The organism is Chryseobacillus diguaensis (assembly GCF_049220665.1).
Taxonomy (GTDB): Bacteria; Bacillota; Bacilli; order Bacillales; family Bacillaceae; genus Metabacillus_B.
The window spans coordinates 152,070-175,085 of record NZ_JBMKNV010000006.1 but is presented as its reverse complement, the minus strand read 5'-3'; the positions used below and the strand labels follow the sequence as shown (position 1 = coordinate 175,085).

The 23,016-nt window shown below is 41.8% G+C and carries 24 protein-coding genes and 1 riboswitch; of the genes, 21 read left to right on the top strand and 3 right to left on the bottom strand.

Annotated features, from left to right (window positions below; all coding sequences use genetic code 11):
• Positions 1-15 precede the first annotated feature (15 nt).
• Positions 16-882 (bottom strand): class A beta-lactamase, encoded by an 867-nt coding sequence (bla, locus tag ACOT8F_RS12015; protein WP_421652191.1) that lies wholly within the window; start codon positions 880-882, stop codon positions 16-18.
• A gap of 402 nt (positions 883-1,284) precedes the next feature.
• Between bla and ACOT8F_RS12010 the strand changes: the two genes are divergently transcribed.
• From ACOT8F_RS12010 to ACOT8F_RS11985, 6 genes are all read left to right on the top strand, one after another.
• Positions 1,285-2,325, top strand: coding sequence for a LacI family DNA-binding transcriptional regulator (locus ACOT8F_RS12010; protein ID WP_421652149.1), 1,041 nt, complete (start codon positions 1,285-1,287; stop codon positions 2,323-2,325).
• Between the two features lie 131 nt (positions 2,326-2,456).
• The gene (locus tag ACOT8F_RS12005) at positions 2,457-3,686 is read left to right on the top strand and encodes an ABC transporter substrate-binding protein (protein ID WP_421652148.1); all 1,230 of its coding nucleotides are present in this window, start codon (positions 2,457-2,459) and stop codon (positions 3,684-3,686) included.
• A 278-nt stretch (positions 3,687-3,964) separates the two neighbouring features.
• Positions 3,965-4,801: a carbohydrate ABC transporter permease gene (locus ACOT8F_RS12000; protein WP_421652190.1), complete on the top strand. Its 837-nt coding sequence runs from the start codon at positions 3,965-3,967 to the stop codon at positions 4,799-4,801.
• The gene (locus ACOT8F_RS11995) at positions 4,801-5,619 is read left to right on the top strand and encodes a carbohydrate ABC transporter permease (RefSeq protein ID WP_421652147.1); all 819 of its coding nucleotides are present in this window, start codon (positions 4,801-4,803) and stop codon (positions 5,617-5,619) included. Before ACOT8F_RS12000 ends, ACOT8F_RS11995 begins: the two co-directional genes overlap by 1 nt.
• A 50-nt stretch (positions 5,620-5,669) precedes the next feature.
• The gene (locus ACOT8F_RS11990) at positions 5,670-7,862 is read left to right on the top strand and encodes an alpha-galactosidase (protein ID WP_421652146.1); all 2,193 of its coding nucleotides are present in this window, start codon (positions 5,670-5,672) and stop codon (positions 7,860-7,862) included.
• Positions 7,863-7,968: 106 nt separating this feature from the next.
• Entirely contained in the window at positions 7,969-8,256 is a 288-nt protein-coding gene (locus ACOT8F_RS11985; protein WP_421652145.1) for a hypothetical protein, read from the top strand.
• On the opposite strand, the gene ACOT8F_RS11980 is transcribed toward ACOT8F_RS11985, so the two are convergent.
• The gene (locus ACOT8F_RS11980; RefSeq protein ID WP_421652144.1) at positions 8,180-9,154 is read right to left on the bottom strand and encodes a helix-turn-helix transcriptional regulator; all 975 of its coding nucleotides are present in this window, start codon (positions 9,152-9,154) and stop codon (positions 8,180-8,182) included. The two genes, ACOT8F_RS11985 and ACOT8F_RS11980, sit on opposite strands and share 77 nt — an antisense overlap.
• Positions 9,155-9,244: 90 nt before the next feature.
• Between ACOT8F_RS11980 and ACOT8F_RS11975 the strand changes: the two genes are divergently transcribed.
• The 12 genes from ACOT8F_RS11975 (at position 9,245) to ACOT8F_RS11920 (ending at position 20,128) form a co-directional block, all read left to right on the top strand.
• Positions 9,245-9,724: a GyrI-like domain-containing protein gene (locus ACOT8F_RS11975; RefSeq protein WP_421652143.1), complete on the top strand. Its 480-nt coding sequence runs from the start codon at positions 9,245-9,247 to the stop codon at positions 9,722-9,724.
• A gap of 15 nt (positions 9,725-9,739) precedes the next feature.
• Positions 9,740-10,201: a DUF8821 family protein gene (locus ACOT8F_RS11970; RefSeq protein ID WP_421652142.1), complete on the top strand. Its 462-nt coding sequence runs from the start codon at positions 9,740-9,742 to the stop codon at positions 10,199-10,201.
• Positions 10,202-10,399: 198 nt separating this feature from the next.
• Positions 10,400-10,729 (top strand): PadR family transcriptional regulator, encoded by a 330-nt coding sequence (locus tag ACOT8F_RS11965; RefSeq protein ID WP_421652141.1) that lies wholly within the window; start codon positions 10,400-10,402, stop codon positions 10,727-10,729.
• Between the two features lie 14 nt (positions 10,730-10,743).
• The gene (locus ACOT8F_RS11960) at positions 10,744-11,607 is read left to right on the top strand and encodes a pentapeptide repeat-containing protein (protein ID WP_421652140.1); all 864 of its coding nucleotides are present in this window, start codon (positions 10,744-10,746) and stop codon (positions 11,605-11,607) included.
• A gap of 13 nt (positions 11,608-11,620) precedes the next feature.
• Positions 11,621-12,382 (top strand): ABC transporter ATP-binding protein, encoded by a 762-nt coding sequence (locus ACOT8F_RS11955; RefSeq protein WP_421652139.1) that lies wholly within the window; start codon positions 11,621-11,623, stop codon positions 12,380-12,382.
• On the top strand, positions 12,382-13,140 hold the full coding sequence (locus tag ACOT8F_RS11950) for an ABC transporter permease (protein ID WP_421652138.1): 759 nt from the start codon (positions 12,382-12,384) through the stop codon (positions 13,138-13,140). Before ACOT8F_RS11955 ends, ACOT8F_RS11950 begins: the two co-directional genes overlap by 1 nt.
• Before the next feature lie 194 nt (positions 13,141-13,334).
• Positions 13,335-13,742, top strand: a complete 408-nt coding sequence (locus tag ACOT8F_RS11945; protein ID WP_421652137.1) for a DUF1259 domain-containing protein — start codon at positions 13,335-13,337, stop codon at positions 13,740-13,742.
• Between the two features lie 431 nt (positions 13,743-14,173).
• A complete protein-coding gene (locus ACOT8F_RS11940; protein ID WP_421652136.1) occupies positions 14,174-15,193 on the top strand; it encodes a LacI family DNA-binding transcriptional regulator in 1,020 nt (339 codons plus the stop codon).
• 80 nt (positions 15,194-15,273) lie between these two features.
• On the top strand, positions 15,274-17,394 hold the full coding sequence (locus ACOT8F_RS11935) for an amylo-alpha-1,6-glucosidase (protein ID WP_421652135.1): 2,121 nt from the start codon (positions 15,274-15,276) through the stop codon (positions 17,392-17,394).
• Between the two features lie 18 nt (positions 17,395-17,412).
• The gene (locus tag ACOT8F_RS11930) at positions 17,413-18,636 is read left to right on the top strand and encodes an MFS transporter (RefSeq protein ID WP_421652134.1); all 1,224 of its coding nucleotides are present in this window, start codon (positions 17,413-17,415) and stop codon (positions 18,634-18,636) included.
• A 787-nt stretch (positions 18,637-19,423) separates the two neighbouring features.
• A complete protein-coding gene (locus ACOT8F_RS11925; protein WP_421652133.1) occupies positions 19,424-19,621 on the top strand; it encodes a YolD-like family protein in 198 nt (65 codons plus the stop codon).
• A 126-nt stretch (positions 19,622-19,747) separates the two neighbouring features.
• Entirely contained in the window at positions 19,748-20,128 is a 381-nt protein-coding gene (locus ACOT8F_RS11920) for a YhjD family protein (protein ID WP_421652132.1), read from the top strand.
• A 42-nt stretch (positions 20,129-20,170) separates the two neighbouring features.
• Here the strand turns inward: ACOT8F_RS11920 and ACOT8F_RS11915 are convergent, their stop codons facing one another.
• A complete protein-coding gene (locus ACOT8F_RS11915) occupies positions 20,171-20,425 on the bottom strand; it encodes a hypothetical protein (RefSeq protein ID WP_421652131.1) in 255 nt (84 codons plus the stop codon).
• A 494-nt stretch (positions 20,426-20,919) separates the two neighbouring features.
• A riboswitch (TPP riboswitch) is annotated at positions 20,920-21,028 on the top strand.
• Between the two features lie 77 nt (positions 21,029-21,105).
• On the opposite strand from ACOT8F_RS11915, the gene ACOT8F_RS11910 reads away from it, so the two are divergent.
• From ACOT8F_RS11910 to thiS, 3 genes are read left to right on the top strand one after another with little or no spacing between them, the layout of a single operon-like run.
• A complete protein-coding gene (locus ACOT8F_RS11910) occupies positions 21,106-21,717 on the top strand; it encodes a thiamine phosphate synthase (RefSeq protein ID WP_421652130.1) in 612 nt (203 codons plus the stop codon).
• On the top strand, positions 21,714-22,829 hold the full coding sequence (thiO, locus tag ACOT8F_RS11905; RefSeq protein WP_421652129.1) for a glycine oxidase ThiO: 1,116 nt from the start codon (positions 21,714-21,716) through the stop codon (positions 22,827-22,829). The genes ACOT8F_RS11910 and thiO overlap by 4 nt, the downstream gene beginning before the upstream one ends.
• Positions 22,813-23,016 carry a sulfur carrier protein ThiS gene (thiS, locus tag ACOT8F_RS11900; protein ID WP_421652128.1) on the top strand — a complete coding sequence of 68 codons (204 nt, stop codon included), beginning with the start codon at positions 22,813-22,815 and terminating at the stop codon, positions 23,014-23,016. Before thiO ends, thiS begins: the two co-directional genes overlap by 17 nt.

Sequence of the window (23,016 nt, the reverse complement as noted above, 5' to 3'; positions counted from 1 at the left end):
TCTAAACTCCATAACTTACTTGAGGGCCTTAAATACGATTTTAGCAGCCTGTGCAATTAATGCATCATCAGGAGCAGCATCCTTCGCATCCTTTGTAGACAAAATAGCCATCACAATGGGAGCGCGATTCGGCGGCCAAATGACGGCAATATCATTTCTCGTTCCGTAGCTTCCTGTTCCAGTTTTGTCGCCAACTACCCAGCCTTTTGGAACACCTGCACGAATCGTATGATCCCCAGTCGTATTTCCTTTCATCCAATCAGTAAGTAATGTCCTCTTGTCGGCAGTAAGAACGTTATCGGCTGCGAAAGCCTTAAGGCTCTTTGCGAGTGCTCTTGGGGTGCTTGTGTCACGGATATCTCCAGGTAGGGCTTCGTTCAAATCTGTCTCCAAGCGATCCGACTCGATGACCCTGTCTCCAATTTGTCTCATGGCATTTTCAAATCCGTCAGGACCTCCGAGCTGCTGAAATAAGAGATTTCCCGCTGTATTGTCACTGTAGCGGATTGCGGCATCGCAGATTTCCTTCAAGGTCATTCCGGTATCCACATGCTTCTCTGTAATTGGCGAGTAAGTAACGAGATCATTTTTTGTATAGTGAATGACTTCGTCTAATTGTGACAGCGATTTTTGCTGAAGCACTGCTCCTGCAGCAAGAGCCTTATAGGTTGATGCGAAAGGGAAACGCTCATCTGCCCGGTAAGTGATCATCTTTTTTGTGCCCGTATCAAAAGCATAGACGCCAAGCCTGGCATCAAATTCTTTCTCGAGCTTAACGAGTTTCTGTTTTGCAGCATGGCTTGTCCGTGAGGCTTTTCCCTCTGCATTTGCCTGATTCGTTCCAATTGAATTGAGCAATAAACCTGTTAGACTTAAACACAATAGTCCGAGCCAAAGCCTTTTGAAAATCCTCACACTTTTCCCCAAGATGTTCAGTCCTTTCGAATTTTTTTGGCAGGGTCCGAAAAAGTCACTGTCATTACAACATTTATCCTATCAGAATGTCATCGATAGATTAAAAAAATTTTCTGAAAATATAAAAATGGTAAATTTCTTCTATAAGAGTTAATCAATTTATGGGGAGATTTACTCAAGTGTGGATATCTGTCTATTTTACCTAAATTTAGTTAAGTTAACTGTCTGATTATTCTTGGTAACAACCAAAATTATCAAAAAATTTGAAAATATAGGTTGTTTTATCGTTATGCCCCTGCTATATTAAAGTTAACATTTAGTTAAATTAACTAAAATTAACAAGTTAAGTTAACTAGTCAGGGTGATGTGATGATAACGATAAGAGATATAGCCAATAAAGCTAAAGTATCTACAGCAACAGTATCTAGAATCCTTAACAACGATCAAACGCTCTCTGTTACAGAGGATACCAGAAAACGGGTGCTTGAGGTAAAAGAGGAGCTGAACTATAAGCCATCTCGTCAGAGAAGCTCTAGAAACAACGGAAATAGTGAAAAGCAAACCGTTCAGATTGGCTTGATTTCTGCTTTGTCTCAGGAAGAAGAAGTAAATGATCCCTATTTCCTTTCTATCCGACTTGGCATCGAGCTTGCTTGTCAGCAGCTTTCAATGAATGTCGCAGAGACGATCAGAGCAGGAAAAATGGAAGCGGCTTCAGACTTGAACTATTTGGATGGCTTGATTGTGGTTGGCGGGGTAGATCTTGATTCCATTAAAGAAATTTACTCGAAAAATGATCATCTTGTTTTTGTTAATCATCAGGAGCATAACGGGTCTTATGATGTAGTTGCAGCAGACCTTGGAAAAGCGACAGAGGATGTCCTGCAGTGGCTGATCCATTTAAACCATCGAGAAATCGGCTTCATTGGAGGCTTCGATGATGTTAAGAGCATTGATGATGATAAGATCCTCTATGAAGTAGATGATATCCGCAAAAGAACGTTTGAAAAATTGATGACTGAGAAAGGCTTACATAAGCCGGAAAATGTGCTGATTGGAGAATGGGGTCCAAACGGCGGATATCAGATGATGAAGCAGGCGATTGAAAGAGGGAAACTGCCAAGTGCTTTTGTGATCGCCAGTGATCCGATGGTCATCGGTGCGCAAAGAGCTTTGCATGAAGCAGGTATAAGCGTTCCTGAGGACGTCTCACTCGTCAGCTTTGATGATATTGAAGCAGCTGAATTTTTAAATCCGCCGCTGACAACCGTCAAAATTCATGCGGATGAAATGGGCAAGACAGCTGTGAAGCTGTTATGGGACAGGCTGAACGGCAGGAAAATTCCAATGAATGCGATCCTCGGAACAGAGCTGATCGTGAGGGAAAGCTGCAAGGCAAGGGAAGAATAAAGTTAACCATTAAGGGAGGTGATCAGTGCTTTACGTGCTGATTCAAAGAAAGCAGCTGTATTTATAGATTCATAGGGGTTTTTATAGAGGTGTGAGTAAGCGTTTACAAAAAACCGAAGGGGGAAACAGGGATGAAGAAATCATTAGCAGTATTGGTGGCTGGCGCCTTAACATTGACTGGACTTGCCGGGTGCAGCAGTGAGGGAACTTCAGGGGATGGAAAGGTAAAAATTGAGTTTTTCCAATATAAATCAGAAGCAAAAGGAACATTTGACAAGCTAATCGCGAAGTTTGAAAAAGAAAATCCAAAAATTGATGTCGTTCAGTCCAATCCGCCTGATGCAGAGACAGTGCTGAAAACACGTATGGCGAAACGCGATCTTCCCGATGTTGTCGCAATGGGAGGAAATTCTTCCTTCTCAGAGCTTTCTCATGCGGGTGCTTTCCAGGATATGTCTAAGGACGAGAACTTAAAGGACATTAAACCTGCCTATGTGCAAATGCTGAAGGATATTACGGGTTTGAAAGAAGTATACGGCATTCCGTATGCAGCGAATGCGGATGCAGTTATTTACAATAAAACCATCTTTAAAGAACTGGGACTTGAAGTGCCGAAAACATGGGATGAGTTTATCGCAGCAGCTGAGAAAGTGAAAGCTGCCGGAAAAATTCCGTTCTACTTCACCTTTAAGGATGCATGGACAACGCTTCCATCCTACAACGTTCTTTCTGCAAACACAGAAGGAGACAGCTTCTTTAAAGATCTGAACAGTGGAAGTACAACCTTTAAAGAGGGCCATAAAGAAGCGGTTGATAAGTTTTTGACATTAATGAATTACGGGCATAAAGACCAAAACGGTAAAGCGTACAACGACGGAAACACCGCGTTTGCAAAAGGCGGATCAGCGATGTATCTGCAGGGAATCTGGGCTATTCCGGAAATCAAAAAGGCGAATCCGAACATTGATCTCGGCGTTTTCCCATACCCTGTGACCAATACTCCTGGTGAATCCAAAGTTGTTTCAGGTGTAGACGTGCTGATTGCGTTATCTTCTACAACAAAGCATAAAGCAGAAGCGCAAAAGTGGATCAATTACCTGACATCTGATGCAACAGCAAAAGAATACTTAAAAGAGCAAAATGCGTTCTCTGCCAAAAATGGCATCACACAGGAGGATCCTTCTCTTGAAGGCTTAAAAGAAGCGTTCGCGAAAGGCGCTGTGACGGACTTCCCTGATCACTATGTACCAATTGCGGTAGGCCTTGAAAAGCAGCTTCAAGTGCTCGCTATGAATAAGAATGCGGATCAATACTTGACGAAGCTTGATACAGAATGGGCAAAAGTGAAAGACCGGAAGTAAAGATCAAGAGGAGAAATGGGGGCTCCCCGGTTTCTCCTTTTTTAAAACGGTACCATGTATAACCTTTCTGCACCTTAAGTATGAATCCAGCCTAGGTAATAAGCCAAGCCACACTTGTGCTTGCCGCAGACAATCTGCCGCCTAGCGCTTTTTAACAAAGGGAGTGAACACAGTTGAAGAAAGAACCTCTTGTCCTGCAGACACCAGGCAGCATACCGGCAGTGAAAATAAAAGAAAAGCGGAGGAGGGTAAAAAGCAAAAATCTGGCTTTCTATTTAATGACCCTGCCAGCGGTCCTCCTGTTTTTTGCTTTTCATACCTTCCCGGCCCTGCAGGGGGTATTCTATTCCTTTACAAATTGGGATGGACTAAGCTTGAAATATGACTTTGTCGGTTTGAAAAATTACCTCAATCTCTTTAAAGATTTCAATATCTTAAACTCTTATTTGTTTACCTTCAAATTTGCAATTGTCTCAACCATTTTGGTCAATGTGTTAAGTCTCCTGATCGCCATGGGGCTGAATGCCAGGATTAAATTCAAAAATTTCTTCCGTGCGGTTTACTTTTTGCCGAATGTTCTTGGCGTACTGATTGTCGGCTTTATTTTTAACTACATTTTCGCCAATGTTGTGCCTCAAATGGGAGATAAGCTTCATATTGGTTTTCTGTCCGTTAACATTCTCGGAAGTGAAAACCTTGCTTGGATCGGGATTGTCATTGTGGCAGTATGGCAAGCTTGTGCATTGAACGTCATTTTGTACTTATCTGGACTGCAGACGGTGCCGCAGGAGCTGTACGAGGCGTCAGCACTTGACGGAGCAAACAAATGGCAGGAATTCTGGAAGGTGACGTTCCCAATGATTGCCCCGTTTTTCACTATCAATATGGTGCTTGCGATGAAGAACTTTCTAATGGTCTTTGATCACGTTATCGCATTAACAGGCGGCGGACCTGGCGACTCAACTCAGTCTATTTCCCTTCTTATTTATAAGGGAGGCTTCCAGGGTGGAGAATTTGCCTATCAGTCAGCTAACTCTGTTATTTACTTTATTGTCATCATGCTTGTTTCTGTCTTTCAGATCAAAGTACTGCAAAAAAGGGAGATTGATATGTAATGAAACTGAGAATAAATTGGCCAGTGACGACCCTGATTGCATTAGGCTCCTTATGTATCCTTTTTCCTCTTTATATTGCAATTTCGATAGCTCTGAAAACCCCTGAAGAAACAGCGAATTCCGTTCTTTCGATTCCCCTGGGGCTTCATTTTGAAAACTTTGCGAAAGCGATCGAGGTTACAAACTTTTTCTCTGCTTTTAAGAACAGTGCCTTCATTACAGTCGTTACTGTTGTTTTTACAGTCCTGACAAATTCTATGGTGGCGTATGCTATAGCACGAAACCTTCACAAGAAGTTTTTCAAAGGACTTTACTATTATTTTATCGGTGCCCTGTTCATTCCGTTTCCAATTATCATGCTGCCGGTTGTAAAGCTGACATCTGGTCTCGGCATGACAAATCCCGGCGGCCTGATCTTTCTTTACATTGTGTATGGTATGGCGTTTAATACCTTCATTTATGTAGGTTATATCCGCTCCATTCCAATAGAGCTTGAGGAAGCAGCCATTGTCGATGGCTGCAGCACATGGGGTGTTTTCTGGAGAGTCATCTTTCCGCTCCTGACACCGATTAATGCGACTATTGCAATTCTGACGTGTCTTTGGTCATGGAACGACTTTATGCTGCCGCTCATCATATTGAATGATCCTGCAGATTCGACTTTGCCGCTTGTGCAGTATATTTTCCAGTCAGAATTCGGAACAGATTACAATCTTGCGTTTGCATCTTATATCCTAGCCCTCTCTCCAATGGTCATCGTTTATGTTTTTGCCCAAAAGTGGATTATCGGCGGTGTATTAAGAGGAGCTATCAAATAAGAGATCCAATCAAGACGACAGCAATTTTAAAGTAATGGGGTTGAAACAGCATGGGAATTTATTTTGATGAAAAACAGCAGCTTTTTCACCTGCAGGGAAAAAACACAAGCTACGTCCTGCAGGTATATGGAGAGGGATATCTGGCTCACCTATACTGGGGAAGAAAAACAAAAAATTACCGGCATTCGAACGAACTGCAATTTGCAGACAGAGCTTTTTCAGGAAATCCGTCAACAGCAAAGGACCGCACCTTTTCGCTTGATACACTTCCTCAGGAATATCCTGGGTACGGAAATACAGACTTCAGAACGCCTGCCTATCAGGTACAGCTTGATAATGGCACAACGGTAACGGATTTAAGGTATGCTTCCCATATGATCCGAAATGGAAAGCCTAAGCTTGATGGTCTTCCGGCTGTTTACACCGAAGAAGACAATGAAGCGGAAACGCTCGAAATTACATTAAGAGATCAGATAGCTGGTATTGCAGCAGTTCTTTCCTACACGGTTTTTCATGAAAGAAATGTGATCACCCGTTCCGTGCGCTTAATCAATGAAGGAAAACATCCGGTTCGTCTTCTGAGAGCATTAAGTACAAATGTTGATTTCCGGGATTCTGACTTTGATTTACTTCAGTTGTCAGGTGCGTGGGGAAGAGAACGCCATGTTGAAAGGCATGTTCTTCGTCCTGGTCTTCAGGCTGTAGAAAGCAGAAGGGGAGCAAGCAGCCACCAGCAAAATCCGTTTATGGCGCTTCTTCGAAAGGGCGCGAATGAAACAAGCGGGGAAGTATTCGGATTTAATCTCGTCTACAGCGGGAATTTCACCGCACAGGCTGAAGTGGATCAATTCAGCAATACCCGTGTTTCAATCGGCATAAATCCATTTGATTTCAGCTGGCTGCTTGAAGAAGGAGAAGCCTTTCAGTGTCCGGAAACAGTTATGGTCTATTCTCATGAAGGGCTTGGCGGCATGTCGAGGACATTTCATGATTTATACAGAACAAGGCTTGTCCGCGGCAGCTTCAGAGATCAAGTAAGGCCGATCCTGGTCAACAACTGGGAAGCCACTTATTTTGACTTTACTGCTGAAAAAATAACAGAAATTGCAAAGGCAGGGAAAGAGCTTGGCATCGAGCTGTTTGTGCTGGATGACGGCTGGTTTGGAAAGAGGAACAATGACAAAACCTCACTCGGAGACTGGTTCGTCAACAAAGAAAAGCTTCCTAAAGGGCTTGATGACTTAGCTCACAGTGTTCAGGAGCTTGGCATGCAATTCGGACTATGGGTAGAACCGGAGATGGTTTCTGCAGAAAGCGAGCTGTATAAAAAGCACCCGGACTGGTGTCTTCATGTACCTGACAGAACATGCTCGGAAAGCAGAAATCAGCTTGTCCTTGATTTTGCGAGAAAAGAAGTCCGCGATGCGGTGACAAAGATGATTTCTGATGTTTTATCAAGTGCGCCTGTTCAGTATGTCAAATGGGATATGAACCGCCACATGACAGAAATCGGATCTGCCGCTCTTCCGGCTGAACGCCAAAGAGAAACAGCGCACCGGTATATGCTGGGGCTTTACGAAATATTGGAAACACTCACTTCTGCTTTCTCAGATATCCTTTTCGAAAGCTGTTCAGGTGGAGGAGGCCGCTTTGATCCTGGTATCCTTTACTATATGCCGCAGACATGGGCAAGTGATAATACAGATGCTATCTCCCGCTTGAAGATTCAATATGGCACAAGTCTTGTATACCCGATCATTTCAATGGGAGCTCATGTATCAGATGTTCCGAATCACCAGGTTCACCGTTTCACTTCTCTTGATATCAGGGGCGATGCTGCGATGTCAGGAAACTTCGGCTATGAACTTGACTTAACAAAACTGACAGAAGTTGAAAAAGAGATAGTCAAAAAGCAGGTTGCTGCTTATAAAGAAATCAGGCACCTTGTGCAATTCGGAGACTTTTACAGGCTGAAAAGCCCGTTCGAGGGAAATGAAACGGCATGGCTTTTCGTAAATATGGAAAAATCCGAAGCAGCTGTCTTTTACTTCAGAGTGCTTGCAGAACCGAATGCATCTTTTGGTAAGCTGCGGCTTGAGGGGCTTGATCCAGAAAGAACTTATGAGGTTTTAGGAACAGATGAGATATACGGCGGGGATGAACTGGCTTACTCAGGATTAAGCATTCCTGCTTCCTTGAATGGAGATTTTCAAAGTCTTTTTTGGCGATTTAAAGGAATATAGATCCAAAAAAAAAGCTGCACATGGGGCTGTTGACAATCTAATAGGAATTCCTAAAACCGATGTCGAATGATTATTCGACATCGGTTTTTATTTAGGGGGTTTTTTTATGATGGGACGTAAAGAAAAGACACAAGGAAAACTGACGGGAGAAGTCATCGTGACCGACTCTACTCATATAAAAGCAAGCGCCGCAAAAGATCAAGTACAAAAAGTGGAAGTAACCCAGACTCCTTCCCAATACCTGAATACGCTTGAAGAAGCAGATGACAAACGAACAGGTCAATCGGGGAGCACTTATTGGAAAAGGATTCGCAGGTTCAAGCTAGGCCTTTGCTTTGGTGAATCAGGGGATTCTTTTTTAAACCTTCCAAGACTTCTCCAGGTATTTCCCTAATCTTGAGATCCCCGCCTAGGAAAAGCAGCCAATTTGTTATTTCGGCCAATTCTTCGGGGTTATGAACATCAATAAATGCCTTTAGAATGGCTGTGGATTGGTAAGGATTCGTATAAGAAATGGAAATTTTTAAAGGGTGGTGTTTTTTGAACTGGGCAATGGCTTTAGGGCCCAGCTCAAGGACAAGGTTGATTTCTTCTTCCTGCTTGCTTAGTTTTTCTAAAATCTTTTTTGAACTTAATCTTTTTTTCGCAGGGTAGGACTTTACATCGGTCAGATTGTCGACACTGAAAACTTTTTTCTTTTCTTCCTTTAAGTCAAAGCCTTCAATCAGCCAAAGGTTTTTTTCATGATAAAGGTGCAGGAGATAAATTGGATAAGTCTTTATTTCCTTCGCTTCTTCAATGGTAATCAATAAATAGCGATCCAAAAGCAGGATTTGAATGAGTTTTTCCAATATGGGGTGTGGGAGATCCGACAGCTCAAGCAGGTCAGGATTATTCGGATTCGTCCCTGCAAAAAGCAAGAGCTGATTTAGCAGAACAAGGTCATCCTGCTGGTTTTCCGAGATGAGTCCAAGTAATTTTTCAGCTAAAGACTGACGGCTTTTCAGATAGGGAAGCTGCTGGTTTCTTGTGGCCATAAAAGCAATAAAAAGAGCTTTGACCTCATTATCAGTAAACCGGACATTGGGAAGGATAGAGTTAGTCATAACAAAATAACCCCCATCCCTTCCGGCTTCAGCAGTAAGCGGCATGCCCATGGCTTCTATTTCTCTAATATCCCGAATGGCGGTCGAACGCGAGATGTTAAATTCCCGCATGATTTCAGAAATGGTAAAGTGAGAGCGGTTGTTGATATACCGCATCATCACATTAATCCGTTCAACTTTTTTCATATAAGCTCCTAAACAGGTTCATTTTTTGACATGATTTAAGACTATAATATACTTAGAAAGTGAAAAATACAAAAGAAGGAAGGGTTTAAAATGGCGAATTATACGCTTGAAGAAAAAGACAGTTTTACCGTTTTAGGGATTGGTACGGAGCTTAAGAGCGACTACACAGACTATGCCGGCATCAACAAGGAAAAGGCAGCGTTTTGGGAGGCTGTCAAACAAGATGGAAGGCTTGACGCTTTAAAAGCCATCGCTGAAAATCAGTATATCTTTGTCGTCAATGAAGCAGTGAACAACAAGCTGATGCATTATGCCGGTGTCATGACAAAGGCCTCTGTGCCGGGAGAGTCCAGACTGATCCAATTTCCTAAAGGAGAATACCTGGTTGTGAAAGGGGAAGGCGAGACGGCTGAAGAGCTGAGTAACACGCTTACTGGGATTGCCTTCGGTCAAGCCTTGCCGGAAGCAAAGGAAGTTGCCTATGTTGGCGGGCCGAATGCGGCAGTTGAGATGGGGGAGCGAGACGGAGCAGCTTTTGGTGAAATGTGGATCCCGGTAGTTCGGAAATAAAGAGGAGGAATGAAAATGTCCTATGTGGTTGATTTTAAAAATGTATCAACAGCTGGTTTAGAGTCTTCACCTGCTGCAGAAGCGCTTGCTGGTTTGCGTGCGCATGAAGCCCGCTACTTTATGAACAAATACAAGCATGAATTCACCGTTGTGCCGGCCAGCGAAAGCCAGGAAACACTCGATTATGTGAACCAGATTTTGAAAGAACGTGATATTGAATTTGCGGCCAAACCTTTAGAAACGTCGCGTTTTCAAGTGGAAAATATCAAATTTGCCTATGTCTTTTACGAGGACGGTCTTGCGGTTAACGTCATGTATACCGTTGACGACCCTAAAAAGCGGGCAGTCGGCTTTAAGCTTTCCGAAGGGATGGAAATACCGAAGGAGCTGGAAGGGAAGTTTAAGTTTGCCAGGCAGAAGTCGAAGCTGGCTGGAACGATTCGCGGTTCATTTTTTGTGATTAAAGGGGAATATTGATTGGAAAAGCATTTTTGATAAGGAGAGCAATACAAACTGTGAATTTTTCTAAAGTCCCGTCCGGCAACGGATTTGGGGCTTTTTTTATGTAAAAAACCATATGCATAAAATAGGTGTTTTTATCAAATTAATATATTTAAAATATTACCTTGACAGTCATAGTAATGTATTGCATAATATTGGTAAGGAGGTGATGAGATGAGCAAGAGCAAAATCACATCCGACCTGCTTCGCGGCCATACGGATACGATGATTTTACGGATCTTATCTGAAGCTGATCGCTATGGGTATGAGATTGTTAAGCTGATTGCCGAACGCTCGGGAGGTGAGTATGAATTAAAGGAAGCCACGATGTACTCCAGCGTCCGAAGGCTTGAGGCAGACGGTGATATCGAGTGGTATTGGGGTGATGAATCACAGGGCGGAAGGCGTAAATATTTCAGGATTACCGAAAAGGGCAAGTCCGCTTATGCCAGCAACATAGAAAATTGGGAGAATGCGAAGCGAGTACTAGAAAAATTATTATAAGGAGAAGTGATGGTATGAACGAGAAATTAACCCAATATGTACAAAGCGTTTTTGCACCATACAATGGAGTGAAAAGTGTTGACGAGCTAAAGGCTGATCTGCTCTCTGATCTGCAGGAGCGTTTCAGTGAATTGAAAAAAGAAGGGAAGGACGATGAAACAGCCTTAGAGATGACGATTGACAGCATTGGCGACATCGAGCAAACGGTACTGGAGGTTGCCAACCTCTCCCGCTCACTGGAACGTCAGGTCATCACAAACTTCAGCTCGAGCAACTTATCAAATAGTGACTTCGCGGGTGTTACCGCACATAAAGGAAAATTTGTGTCAACCGCATTGCGCGGCTCCGACTTTTCCGGAGCGGATCTGACCGGCAGCACTTTTAAGTCAAGCGATGTGCGTGAAGCTAATTTTGACAGCGCAAATTTGACAGACTGCAACTTCTCCACCCTTGATCTTACGAATTCAAGCTTCAGAAAATCCATCCTTGTGCGCACAAACTTCAGTAAGTCGGGGCTTGTCGGAGTGAAATTCAAAGATGTCACACTGACTGATGTCATGCTGACCACGACCGATATTAGAAAGAGCATCTTTGAAAACTGTATCTTTGACGGTGTGGACTTCACATATTCCGACCTGACGGGACTATCTCTGGACGGTCAGACGTTTATCGGCGTAAAGTTTGACAAGGCAGGCCTAAAGGATGTTTCGTTCAAAGGCGCCACACTCAAAAATGTATCTTTCAAGGGCGGTGTCTTTTCTAAGAAATATTACCGTGCCATTAAGTCCATCCGCTTTGATGGCGCATTGATGGATAAACTGACTTACGCCGCGCTAAAAGGCATAGAAGCTGATTTATCAAAAGTTACGATCATATAAGGAGGGGAAGAGTATGCAAAACCAATCCATTCAAGTAAGCGGTTTGCAAAAGTCCTATAAAGATCTTCATGTCTTAAAGGATGTGGATTTCGTGGTCGAAAAGGGGAGTATTTTCGCCCTGCTTGGTTCCAACGAAGCGGGCAAGACAACAGTTGTCAGAATCCTCACTACGCTGCTCAAACCGGACAGTGGAACGGCTTCCGTAAACAGCTTCGATGTCGTATCAAAGCCTGACAATGTGCGGCAATCGATTAGCCTGACGGGACAATTCACCGCCGTGGATGAGGTTTTGACCGGGCGGGAGAATCTGATCATGATTGCCAAACTGCGGCACCTTGATCACCCGCGTCAGGTTGCGGATGATTTGCTGAAGCGCTTCGGTTTGACAGAGGCCGCTGAACGGAGGACGTCCACTTATTCAGGCGGTATGCGCCGCAGGCTCGATATTGCTATGAGTTTAGTCGGAAAACCACAGATTATTTTCCTCGACGAACCAACCACTGGGCTTGACCCCGAGGCGCGCATCGAGGTTTGGAAGCTCGTCAAAGAGCTTGCTGACAGCGGTACGACGGTATTCTTGACTACTCAGTATTTGGATGAGGCTGAACAGCTTGCTGATCGAATAGCCATTCTGCATGAGGGCAGGGTTATTGCCAACGGCACGCTTGAGGAACTGAAAAAGCTATTTCCGCCGGCAAAGGTGGAGTATGTGGAAAAACAGCCTTCATTGGAGGAGATCTTCCTCACAATCATCAATAAAAAGGAGCAAAAATAATGAATAAATATTTTTTCAGTGACATGGGGGTTATGCTTGGACGTTCCATGCGCCATATTTTGCGAAGCATGGACACCATCATTACGGTCACCATCACGCCGATTGCCTTATTGCTGCTGTTCGTCTATGTGTTTGGCGGTGCCATTAAAACCGGTTCGGATCATTATGTGAACTACTTGATGCCTGGCATATTGCTGATCGCGATTGCGAGTGGGATATCTTATACGGCTTACCGTCTGTTTTTGGATAAGTCAAAGGGGATATTTGAGAGGTTCCACTCCATGCCGATTGCGCGTTCCACCGTGCTGTGGGGGCATGTGCTGACTTCGCTTGTATCCAATGCCATTTCTGTCGTCATCATTATTCTCGTAGCGCTCATTATAGGCTTTCGCTCATCGGCAGGGGTGCTGTCATGGCTCGCCGTAGCCGGTATACTCTTGCTGTTTACACTCGCTTTGACCTGGATCGCGGCGATTGCCGGACTGTCTGCAAAATCGGTCGACGGTGTAAGCGCGTTTTCCTACCCCCTCATCTTCCTGCCGTTTATCAGCTCAGCGTTTGTTCCAACCGAGTCAATGCCGTGGGCAGTACGCGCCTTTGCCGAAAATCAGCCGGTAACCTCGATCGTAGAATCCATTCGATCGCTGCTGTCAAATCAGCCAGTGGGTAATGAAATATGGGTTGCTCTTGCATGGTGCGTTGGCATCATCATGGTCGCTTATATCTTTGCCATGATGGCGTACAAGAAGCGCGTATAAGGAATCTAACAGAAAAATAGTCTTGCGTCTAAGTGCATTTGCAGGGAACCGAAAATTTCGAATCTTAATAATGTATAGAAAACATAGCGGACTGTATGAAATGATCATTCAGTGGATGAAAGCGGCTGGGCAGCCATGAAGCATAAACCTTTGCCGGCTAACATACTTCTATTGGTAAGAAAGGGGTGTGCCGGTTGACGAACTTTGAATCGATCTGTGCCCAGTTTGCAGCAATCCTGAAAGGAAAAAGTACGGTAAATCAAGGCAGCTGTTCCGTTTCCTTGCACCGGAATTTTACCGTGTCTGTTCAAGGACGAAAGAGTACCAGTGTGCTGCCGGCTGGCGTCGTATTTGAATCTCTGGATCCAAGAGGCCATGCATTAAACCTCGCTGAAATTGCTCTTCTGCAAGAAGAAATCCCCGCCTTTATGTCATCAGTTGTCCAGCAGAATTTGATCGTGAGCGCCCTGCATAATCATTGGCTGTTTATGAATCCACAAATCATGTATATCCATATCCAGTCAGTCGAGTCCCCTATAAGCTTTGCCGAGAAGATGGCCAGAGCTTTTTCTTATTTGCGGAGCTGGCTGGTGGCAGAGTGAGTTTCTGTATACCTGTTTTTCTTGTTCCTTCCGTTTAAACGAAATAGCCTTTCTTTTTTGTATTCTGCTTGCTTTCCTTCAGTCTAGCGGTTTTTTTGCATGCAAGGAATAGATTGCGGAAGGCATGAAGGATTTTTAGAAAAGGAAAAGAATAGCAATGTAAGCTTGAAATTTTTACATAAGAGAGAGTATTGAGATATGAAGAGAAATGAAAGGGGATATGACATGTTAGACAAATATTCCTATTCATTAAAAGCAGGTGTCTCACCCATTGTCACGGTCTAAAAGAACAGGACGGAAAAATCATGCAGCTCTTTCTGCCGGGTACTGACTGGAATTATTATTATATAAAAATAATCTTGAAAGCGTTCTCTAGGTAGTGTACAGTAAGACTTGTAAGATAATCCAAAACGTTTTGGAGTTGGGTTTTATTGACAACAATCAAGGATATTGCTAAAGTAGCAGGCTGTTCTGTTACGACTGTTTCAAGAGCTCTAAACGGCTACTCTGACGTAAGTGCAGAAACACGGAAGAAAATCATGGAGATTTCAAAACAGCTGAATTACAGCCCAAATATTTTGGCAAGGAGACTTGTCATGAAAAAGTCTAAAACCATCGGGCTCCTTGTTTCTGGCATGAATCGGGATGATGTAAAGGACAACTTTACGTTTCGGGTGTTATGCGGGATTAATGATTGTGTTTCATCTAGAGAGTATGATCTGATTTTATTTAACACCGATTCTTCCAGGCAGCGGGAAAAAACATATACACAACTTTGCCAAGAACGAAGAGTGGATGGTGTGATTGTTCAAGGGATTAAATTAGATGACCCATATCTGAAAGAAGTGATGGAAAGTGATATACCGTGTGTGCTCGTTGATATCCCTGTAGAGACGAGTACAGTTGGTTATGTTACGACCGATAATGTTTTAGGAGCTAACAAAGCAGTGGAACATCTTATTAAACTTGGCCATCGTAACATCGCCATGGTAAATGGATACCCGCAAGCTTTTGTGAGCCAGCAGCGTTTAAAAGGCTATAAAAATACATTAGAAAAACACGATATAGCTGCAAACAGCAAATGGATTCTAGATGGAAAATTTGATGAGAAGAAGGCAGAGAAAGCTGTATCATCCCTGTTATCTTCTTCACCAGAAATTACAGCCATTTTCTGTGCGAGTGATGTCATGGCAATAGGTGCAATAAAAGCTTGTCAAAATCAGGGTTTGTCCGTTCCAAAAGATATTTCGATTGTCGGTTACGATGATATTTTACTTGCCTCCTATGTAACGCCATCATTGACAACTGTGGGTCAAAAGGTTTTTGATATGGGATATGAAGCAGCTGACTTATTAATTGAGATACTAGAAGGGGAAGCTAAGCAAAATTACCGCATGCTGGAAACACAGCTAATACAACGGGAGTCAAGTGCTCCAGTTTGCCATGTTTAATTTCTCCACTTTAAATGGAGAAAAATTTTTTGATCACTACCCGAAACGTTTTGGATAACTTAAAAGTGGAGGTTCAAAAAATGGATTACCGTGTAATAAAAGAAAATGAATTGTTCTTACTAACAGATCAGAGTGGTGACATTCCTGAAAACAACACTTACGGACTAGGATTATACACGAAGGACACAAGGTTTTTAAGCAAATGGAATGTGAAGATAAACGGAGAAAATCCAGTTTTATTAGCCTCTAATGCTGATGAAAATCATATCACAAGCATCATTTTGACAAATCCCCACATTGAAAAGGACGGGAAACAAATCTTATGGAGGGAATCCATCCAGCTTCTGCGTAAGCGCTTTATCTACGATGATGTCTTGTATGAATCTTTATCCGTTAAAAACTACCACCCAAAACCAGTGAACTTTGAATTGGAAATAGAGTTTGATGCCGATTTTCAGGATATGTTTATCGTTCGCGGCTTTCAGACAGGCAGCGTCGGAGAGCGTACTGGACAGCATGCAGAAAAAAATAGGATGACGTTTGGTTATAAAGGTGAAGACCAAATTAATCGTTATACCAATATCACATGGGATAAAGATGCAGTTCGGACGGCAGATAATAAAGCTGCTTTCCATTTTTCTCTTAATCACAATGAAGAAGACCAAGTGATTTTAACGGTTATACCACAAATTGGAGAAAAAAGAAAAGAAATGATTCTACCATTTAAAAAAGCATTACATAGCTTAGAAGCGACTTGTAAAAACTGGGAAGATAAAATGCCTATTATTCAAACGGATTATAAGCCTCTTGAGCATCTTGTAACTCGCGGGATCGCGGACCTTGGGGTTTTATTGACTGATTTAGGGTATGGACAATTCCCAGTAGCTGGACTTCCTTGGTTTGGGGTTCCGTTCGGACGTGATAGCTTAATTGCGGCACTTCAAATGCTTCCTTTTAATCCGGAAGTAGCAAAAGGAACATTGGTAACAATGGCTCACTATCAAGGGAAAAATGTAGATCCATGGCGTGATGAACAACCAGGGAAAATCATGCATGAAATTCGTTTTGGGGAATTAGCGAACACCAATCAAATTCCGTTTACACCATATTATGGAACAATTGATGCAACGCCACTATTCTTAATTTTACTTGTGGAATATGTGAAATGGACAGGAGACCTGACTCTATTCAAAGAGCTTGAAGAAAATATCGAAAACGCACTCAAATGGATTAAAAGGTATGGTGACCGTGATGGGGATTTGTTTGTTGAATACCACCAGGAGTCAAGTAGAGGCATTTCAAATCAAGGATGGAAAGATTCCGATGATTCAAACGTTCACAGGAACGGTGAATATGCAAAATCGCCGATTGCTCTATCAGAAGTACAGGGGTACGTTTATCAGGCAAAAGTCGGATTGGCAGAGATTTACGAATCCCTCAATGAGCTGAATAAAGCAGAAATTTTACATCAGGAAGCACAAGCATTGCGGCAAAAATTTGATGAAGCTTTTTGGATGGATGATGTCTCTTTCTATGCCATTGCACTAGATAGAAACAAGCAGCAAGTTGGGACGATTACTTCTAATCCAGGTCATCTTTTCATGTCAGGTATGCTGACTAAAGAACGAATAGAAGAAGTTTCTGATATGCTTCTTTCTCCTAAAATGTTTTCCGGTTATGGAATCCGTACAATGGGGGAAGGAGAAACAGGCTATAACCCAATGAGCTATCATGACGGAAGTGTATGGCCCCATGATAACAGTTTAATTGTACTCGGGCTAAGTAAGGTTGGAAAACAAGATCAAGCGAACAAGATCATCCAAGGATTAATAGATGCTTCTTTGCATTTCGAATACAATCGTCTTCCGGAATTGTTTTGTGGATACTCCATGTCAAGTGGTAAGCCGGTAAAATATCCAATTGCATGTTCTCCTCAAGCATGGGCGGCAGGTACGCCACTTATTTTTATACAGGCCCTGCTCGGTTTGACCCCAAATAGTTTAGAAAAGGAAATCCATCTCTCTCCTGTGCTTCTTGATCGAATGACATATTTAGAGATTGAAAGGCTTCCTATTGGGAAAGGGACTTTATCTTTGAAAGTTACTCGTCAAAAACAAAACACTTTTGAGGTAATGATCGTTGAGAATACAACCGGATATAAAGTGGTCGTCAAGAATCAATTGCAGACAGTAACACAATAAAAAGGGGCGATTATTAAAATGAAGATTAATTCAACCTATTGGATGTTAAGCGGCTTCATATTCTTCTACTTTTTTGCACAAATTTCAACATTGTCCTTATTTTCCATTTGGTTAGGCCAAACGTTAAATTTAAGTGGGGCTGAAGTTGGTCTCGTTTTTTCCCTTAACGCGATTGCTACACTTTTTATTCAACCTTTGTATGGATTCGTTTCTGATAAAGTCGGTTTAAAAAAACATGTGTTGTGGATTATTGTATTTTTATTAATGTTTGTAGGTCCGTTTTTCATTTATGTGTATAGTCCTCTATTAAAATATAATATCTTTATAGGGGCAATTGCTGGAAGTATTTATGTTAGTGCAACCTTTTTAGCGGGACTCGGTGCAGTTGAATCATATGCGGAAAGAACCGGTAAGAAATATAATTTTGAATACGGGAAAGCACGGATGTGGGGTTCGCTAGGAGCTGCATCTGCTGCTTTATTCGCTGGACAGTTATTTAATATCGATCCTAATATTAATTTTTGGATTGCATCCGTTTGCAGCCTCTTATTGATTGTTTTTCTGTTATTTACAAAAATCGTTATAACAGAGGAAGAACAGCAAAAATCAGAATCATTAAAATTAACAGATGGTTTGATCTTATTAAAGAATAAAACTTTTTGGTCATTTGTCATATATGTATTGGGAGTTGCTTGTGTTTACTCGGTTTATGATCAACAGTTTCCCGTTTACTATGCCTCAATGTTTTCATCAAAGGAATTAGGAAATCAGATGTTTGGTTATTTAAACTCCGTTCAGATTTTTGTAGAGGCAGGAATGATGTTTCTTTCCCCTATTATTGTCAATAAGATTGGGGCTAAAAAAGGCTTGGTTTTAGCAGGTTTAATCATGGCCATTAGAATATTGGGATCTGGCCTGGTAACAGAACCTATAGGCATATCCATAATGAAAATGATGCATTCCTTTGAGCTGCCTATAATGCTAGTAGCCATATTTAAATTTATTGCTTCTAATTTTGATGCAAGGTTATCTTCCACCATGTATATTGTTGGCTACTATTTTATTTCCCAAGTGGGTCAGGCAATTTTGTCTCCATTAGTTGGTTATTGGTATGATACGATAGGCTTTTCAAAAACTTATTTGATATTGGGTCCGAGTGTATTCCTATTTGTAATCGTTTTCTCAATTGCGATATCAAATAATCAATTTAGTAAAGTAGTGTATAAGGAGAATATTAGATAAAGGTGTTAGCTTTGGAAAGGCAAAAGTGGAAATAATGGGGATAACTTCATCTTCTATTCTTTAAGTAAAATAGAAGTATTCGGTAAGGTTAGCCCTGACCATATATATAAAGCTTTTCAACTTAGACAGAGTACGAACAGCGTATAGTGCCAGAATAAAAAAAGTTCATACTTATAGAAATATGGACTATATTTTGATTAATATTTTTTACCCGCATACCGACTGCGATTTAGGGAAGTCGCTCCTATCCCCAAAGACAGTTAGTCTGTCAGCTCAATTATTTTTTGGTCATTCTTATTAAGTATTTTAAAAGCATAATTTCATACAATAAATAGTTCTAAAGCGTGCTGATAAAAAGCAAAAAATCCTTTATGATAACTGAAAGACCCCCTATTTTTTATAGAAGGCCATGAGCATTTTTAGTCATGGCTTTTTTTAATTCGTTATTCATAGCAAATGCTGCTTATTCAGTTGCTGCTTTTATATAGGGGTATTTGTAGCCCAATGGCTTTCGCATTGCTTAACCTAGGGAAAAAGCAAAGGATCTTAGGACGAATTATCCTGAAAGAAAAAGTGAAACACTTTGAGTAATTAAGCATCCTTCGGGGTGCTTATTTTAAAAAATGGACACATACATCTCCTACAGAAATGACCGGCATCGGTCTTTTTTTCTTATAAAAAACACCAGTTTCTTATTCGTTAAAATCGGTTAAAATAGGAACATATATTCTATTTATGAGGGGGAGATTCCGTTGATTCGAGATCGGGAAATATTAAATGGACTTCCATGATGCTTCCTGAACACGTGCAAATGGCCAAGAAAGTGTTTCGGGAAGATCTTAAAACACCCCGGCCATTTTTAAATGAAGATCAAATACTCGAAATGGAACAGCTCTTATTAGAAAGCCTTCAAAACAAGCATTACCTTCATTTTCACGATTTTGGCATGATGGCTTATTTAGCGAAAAGACGGGAATGGTCTTGAAAATGAATCAGCTGGAGAAAACCATTCAGTTAATGGATGAATGGAAAAACAAATTTACGATTTCCTTTTATCCTTTAACAGATGTCAGGCACTTATAGATAAGGAACTTGAAAGGATGGAAGCATCATGAAAGCTCCAATTCCTGTTGCGGAAGAGGACCTTATTTATGAATATATTTACAGGGTCTACCTCATTTCAGAGCTGGAAGAGAATCGCGTAAGCTTCGAGAGGCTGCCATTTAAAATTCCCGAGCCTTATGTGGCCATGATTGATGGGATCTTAAAAGCCCTTCGCTTGGAAGCCAGGGAGATGAAAAAGGAAATGAGGAATTTGAAGATCAAGGTTTTGGAGGAACCGCAAGGCGATGAAATCTTCTTTGATTATTTATACTTCGCCCATGGATATGAGGGCAGTTTTCGCTTCTGGGAAGCAGCTATGCGGCTTGAAGGTTCGCGGAGAATGAAAAAATATATTAATCAATACATGATTTCTTCTTATACACATTAATAAAGACAATTCCCTTTGGTGAAATCCCTTATTTAATCGCTTTCAAATGGATGAAAAGAATGATGTCCATATTGTTACTATGGCGAATAATACGAGAGTCAGATAACCGAGCTTTTTAAGTCTTTTGTTTGGAGAAAAAAACGAGTAGATCACGCCAATGAATAAGAGTGTTACCGCAAGGAACCATCCTAAACTAATTTGAGGATTAGCCCTTTCAGTAAAAACAATAAGAACGAAGAATGGCCAGGCTAAATTTTGAATCAAGTTCCATTTTGTTAGCTTTTTGGTATCTTCCATTTCAGCCCACCTCCTGACTTATTTACTTCCATTATATAGCAATATTTTTTTTGAAGTCCATAAAAAAAAGAAGAGCATGGAAATTGGTCGGTTATGTATCCCTTGGGTTATGCCTTGTAACAACAATATGGACCATAAATGCAAACTAAAAGAGCCAGCTAATTAACCAAAATAAATACTTTTTGTAACTCCCCGATTAGCTCTGACATTCGTTTGAAACTTTCCCATCCTAAAGCAGTCAAATTGCTACACATTAATATAGAAGTGCCCCACTGAATTACCATCATAATTATCACCGTTTTTCAGATTTATTGTTACCATTGTCGCCTGTCGGCACATTTTTAATCGGTGAAGGGCTATTAATTACTTGAATGAAAAACCAATTCTTTAGTAAAGGAGCATAACCTAATTTAAAGTGCAAGGCCAAAAGTACCATTTTATTCAATATAGCTTGAATGTTCGTTTTTCAATGGTATACTGATGAAAAAATATCCATTCTTTGCTAGGGGAGCCGGCAGGCCGGCTGAGATTAAAACACCAGTTTTTAAACCCTTAAAACCTGATCTAGTTTGTACTAGCGTAGGGAAGCGATACGGGGACAGCTGTCTTTCATTGTGCATTCAAGCCCATTTCGCCAACACGCGGAATGGGCTTTTTTGGCTTATTGGAGGGATTCGCAGATGGAGTTTCATGTGATTACAAACGGAAAGCTGTCTTTTAGTGAAATGCTTCCTAAAGTAAAAGAGTTCCATCCATTTATTGATTTTTTGCATATAAGGGAGAAGGAAAAATCATCTAAAGAGCTCTACGAAGGAATTCAGGTTTTCCTGAATGAAGGTATTCCTGCAGCAAAGCTGATTATAAACGACCGGGTTGATCTGGCAATGATAACTGGAATAAAACGAGTTCAGCTTGGCACTCAAGGCATTCCGGTATCAGCTGTAAAATCGAGTTTTCCTGCATTGTATGCAGGCTCTTCAGTGCATTCCTTAAAAGAGGCAAGAGCTGCAATTATCGGAAGAGCTGATATGCTCCTTTATGGACATGTTTTTGAAACAGATAGCAAAAAGGGAAGAGAGCCCCGCGGCTTAGCCGAGCTCTGTGAAGTGGCAGAGCAGTCGCCTGTACCGGTTATTGCAATTGGCGGCATCCGGCCTGATTATGTGCCGGAAATTCTTCTTGCAGGAGCAGCCGGCTTTGCTGTTATGTCAGGAATCTGGGATAGCCAAGATACGTTAAAAGCGGCTTCTGATTACAGATCAGCTGTCGGAAAAGGAGGATTGCTAATATGATAAAGGTTTATGATTGCATTGTCATCGGGGGAGGAGCAATTGGCGGTTCGGTTGCCTATGAGCTTTCAAAAAGAGACCACACAGTGGCAATTGTTGAAAAGGGTGAAGGCGGGAAAGAAGCATCCAGCGCTGCAGCCGGACTGCTTGGCGTTCAGGCGGAATGGGATGAATATGATCCGCTATTTGAGCTAGCAAGAGAAAGCAGAGCGCTTTTTCCTGACCTTTCGCTACAGCTTAAAGAATTGACAGGCATTGATATTGGGTATGAAGAAAAAGGAATTTATAAAATTGCTGAAACTGATGAGGAATTGGAAAAGCTGAAAAAAACGGCACGCTGGCAGGAGGAAACAGGCGAAGAAACGGTTTTTCTTACCGGCGATAAACTAAGAGAAAACGAAAGCAGCCTTTCCAAAGATTTAGCAGGAGCGGTTTTTTATCCAAAAGACGGTCATGTGATGGCCCCCGCCCTGACGAAGGCATATTTGCATGCTGCTGCTGCTTGCGGAGCAGATTTGTACGAATATACAAAAGCCGAAAACATTCTTATCGAGAATCAAAGTGTGAAAGGTATTCAAACGAAAAGCGGCATGATATTCGGCCAAAATGCTGTAATTTGCGCAGGCGCCTGGAGCACGCCGCTTCTTTCGGAGTTTCGGGACCTGAAAACTTATCCAGTTAAAGGGGAAATGATCTGCTTAAAAACAGATAAGCCGCTGCTCCAAGCCCCTGTTTTTAAAAACGGTTTTTATATAGTCCCAAAAAGAGAAGGCCGGTTATTGATCGGTGCAACGGTAGTAGCCCATGATTTTTCCAAAAAGGTAAAAGCCAAAAGTGTAAAGGCACTGCTTGAAAAAGCCCAAAAGATTCTGCCTGCCATTGAAAACGCCTCTATGGAAAGTGTTTGGGCTGGTCTTCGGCCTCAGTCAGTCCACGGTGCTCCCTATATGAAAAAGCATGGGAAAATTGATGGCTTATACGCCTGTACAGGCCACTTTAGGAACGGTATCTTGCTTAGCCCGGCTGCCGGCAGATACATGGCTGATCTGTTTGAAGGAAAAGAAAGCAGCCTTTCTTTTGCTGAAGAGGGGGTAAGACATGCAGGTGTGTATTAATGGGAACTGGACGGATTTAACGGCAGAAATACATACTGTGCAAGAACTTATTCAACATCTCGATCTATCTGAGAGAACCATTGTTATCGAGCAAAATGGAGAGATCCTTGAAAAAAGTGATCATATAAAAAGAATTTTAAAAAATGAGGACAAACTTGAAATCGTAACTTTTGTGGGAGGCGGATAA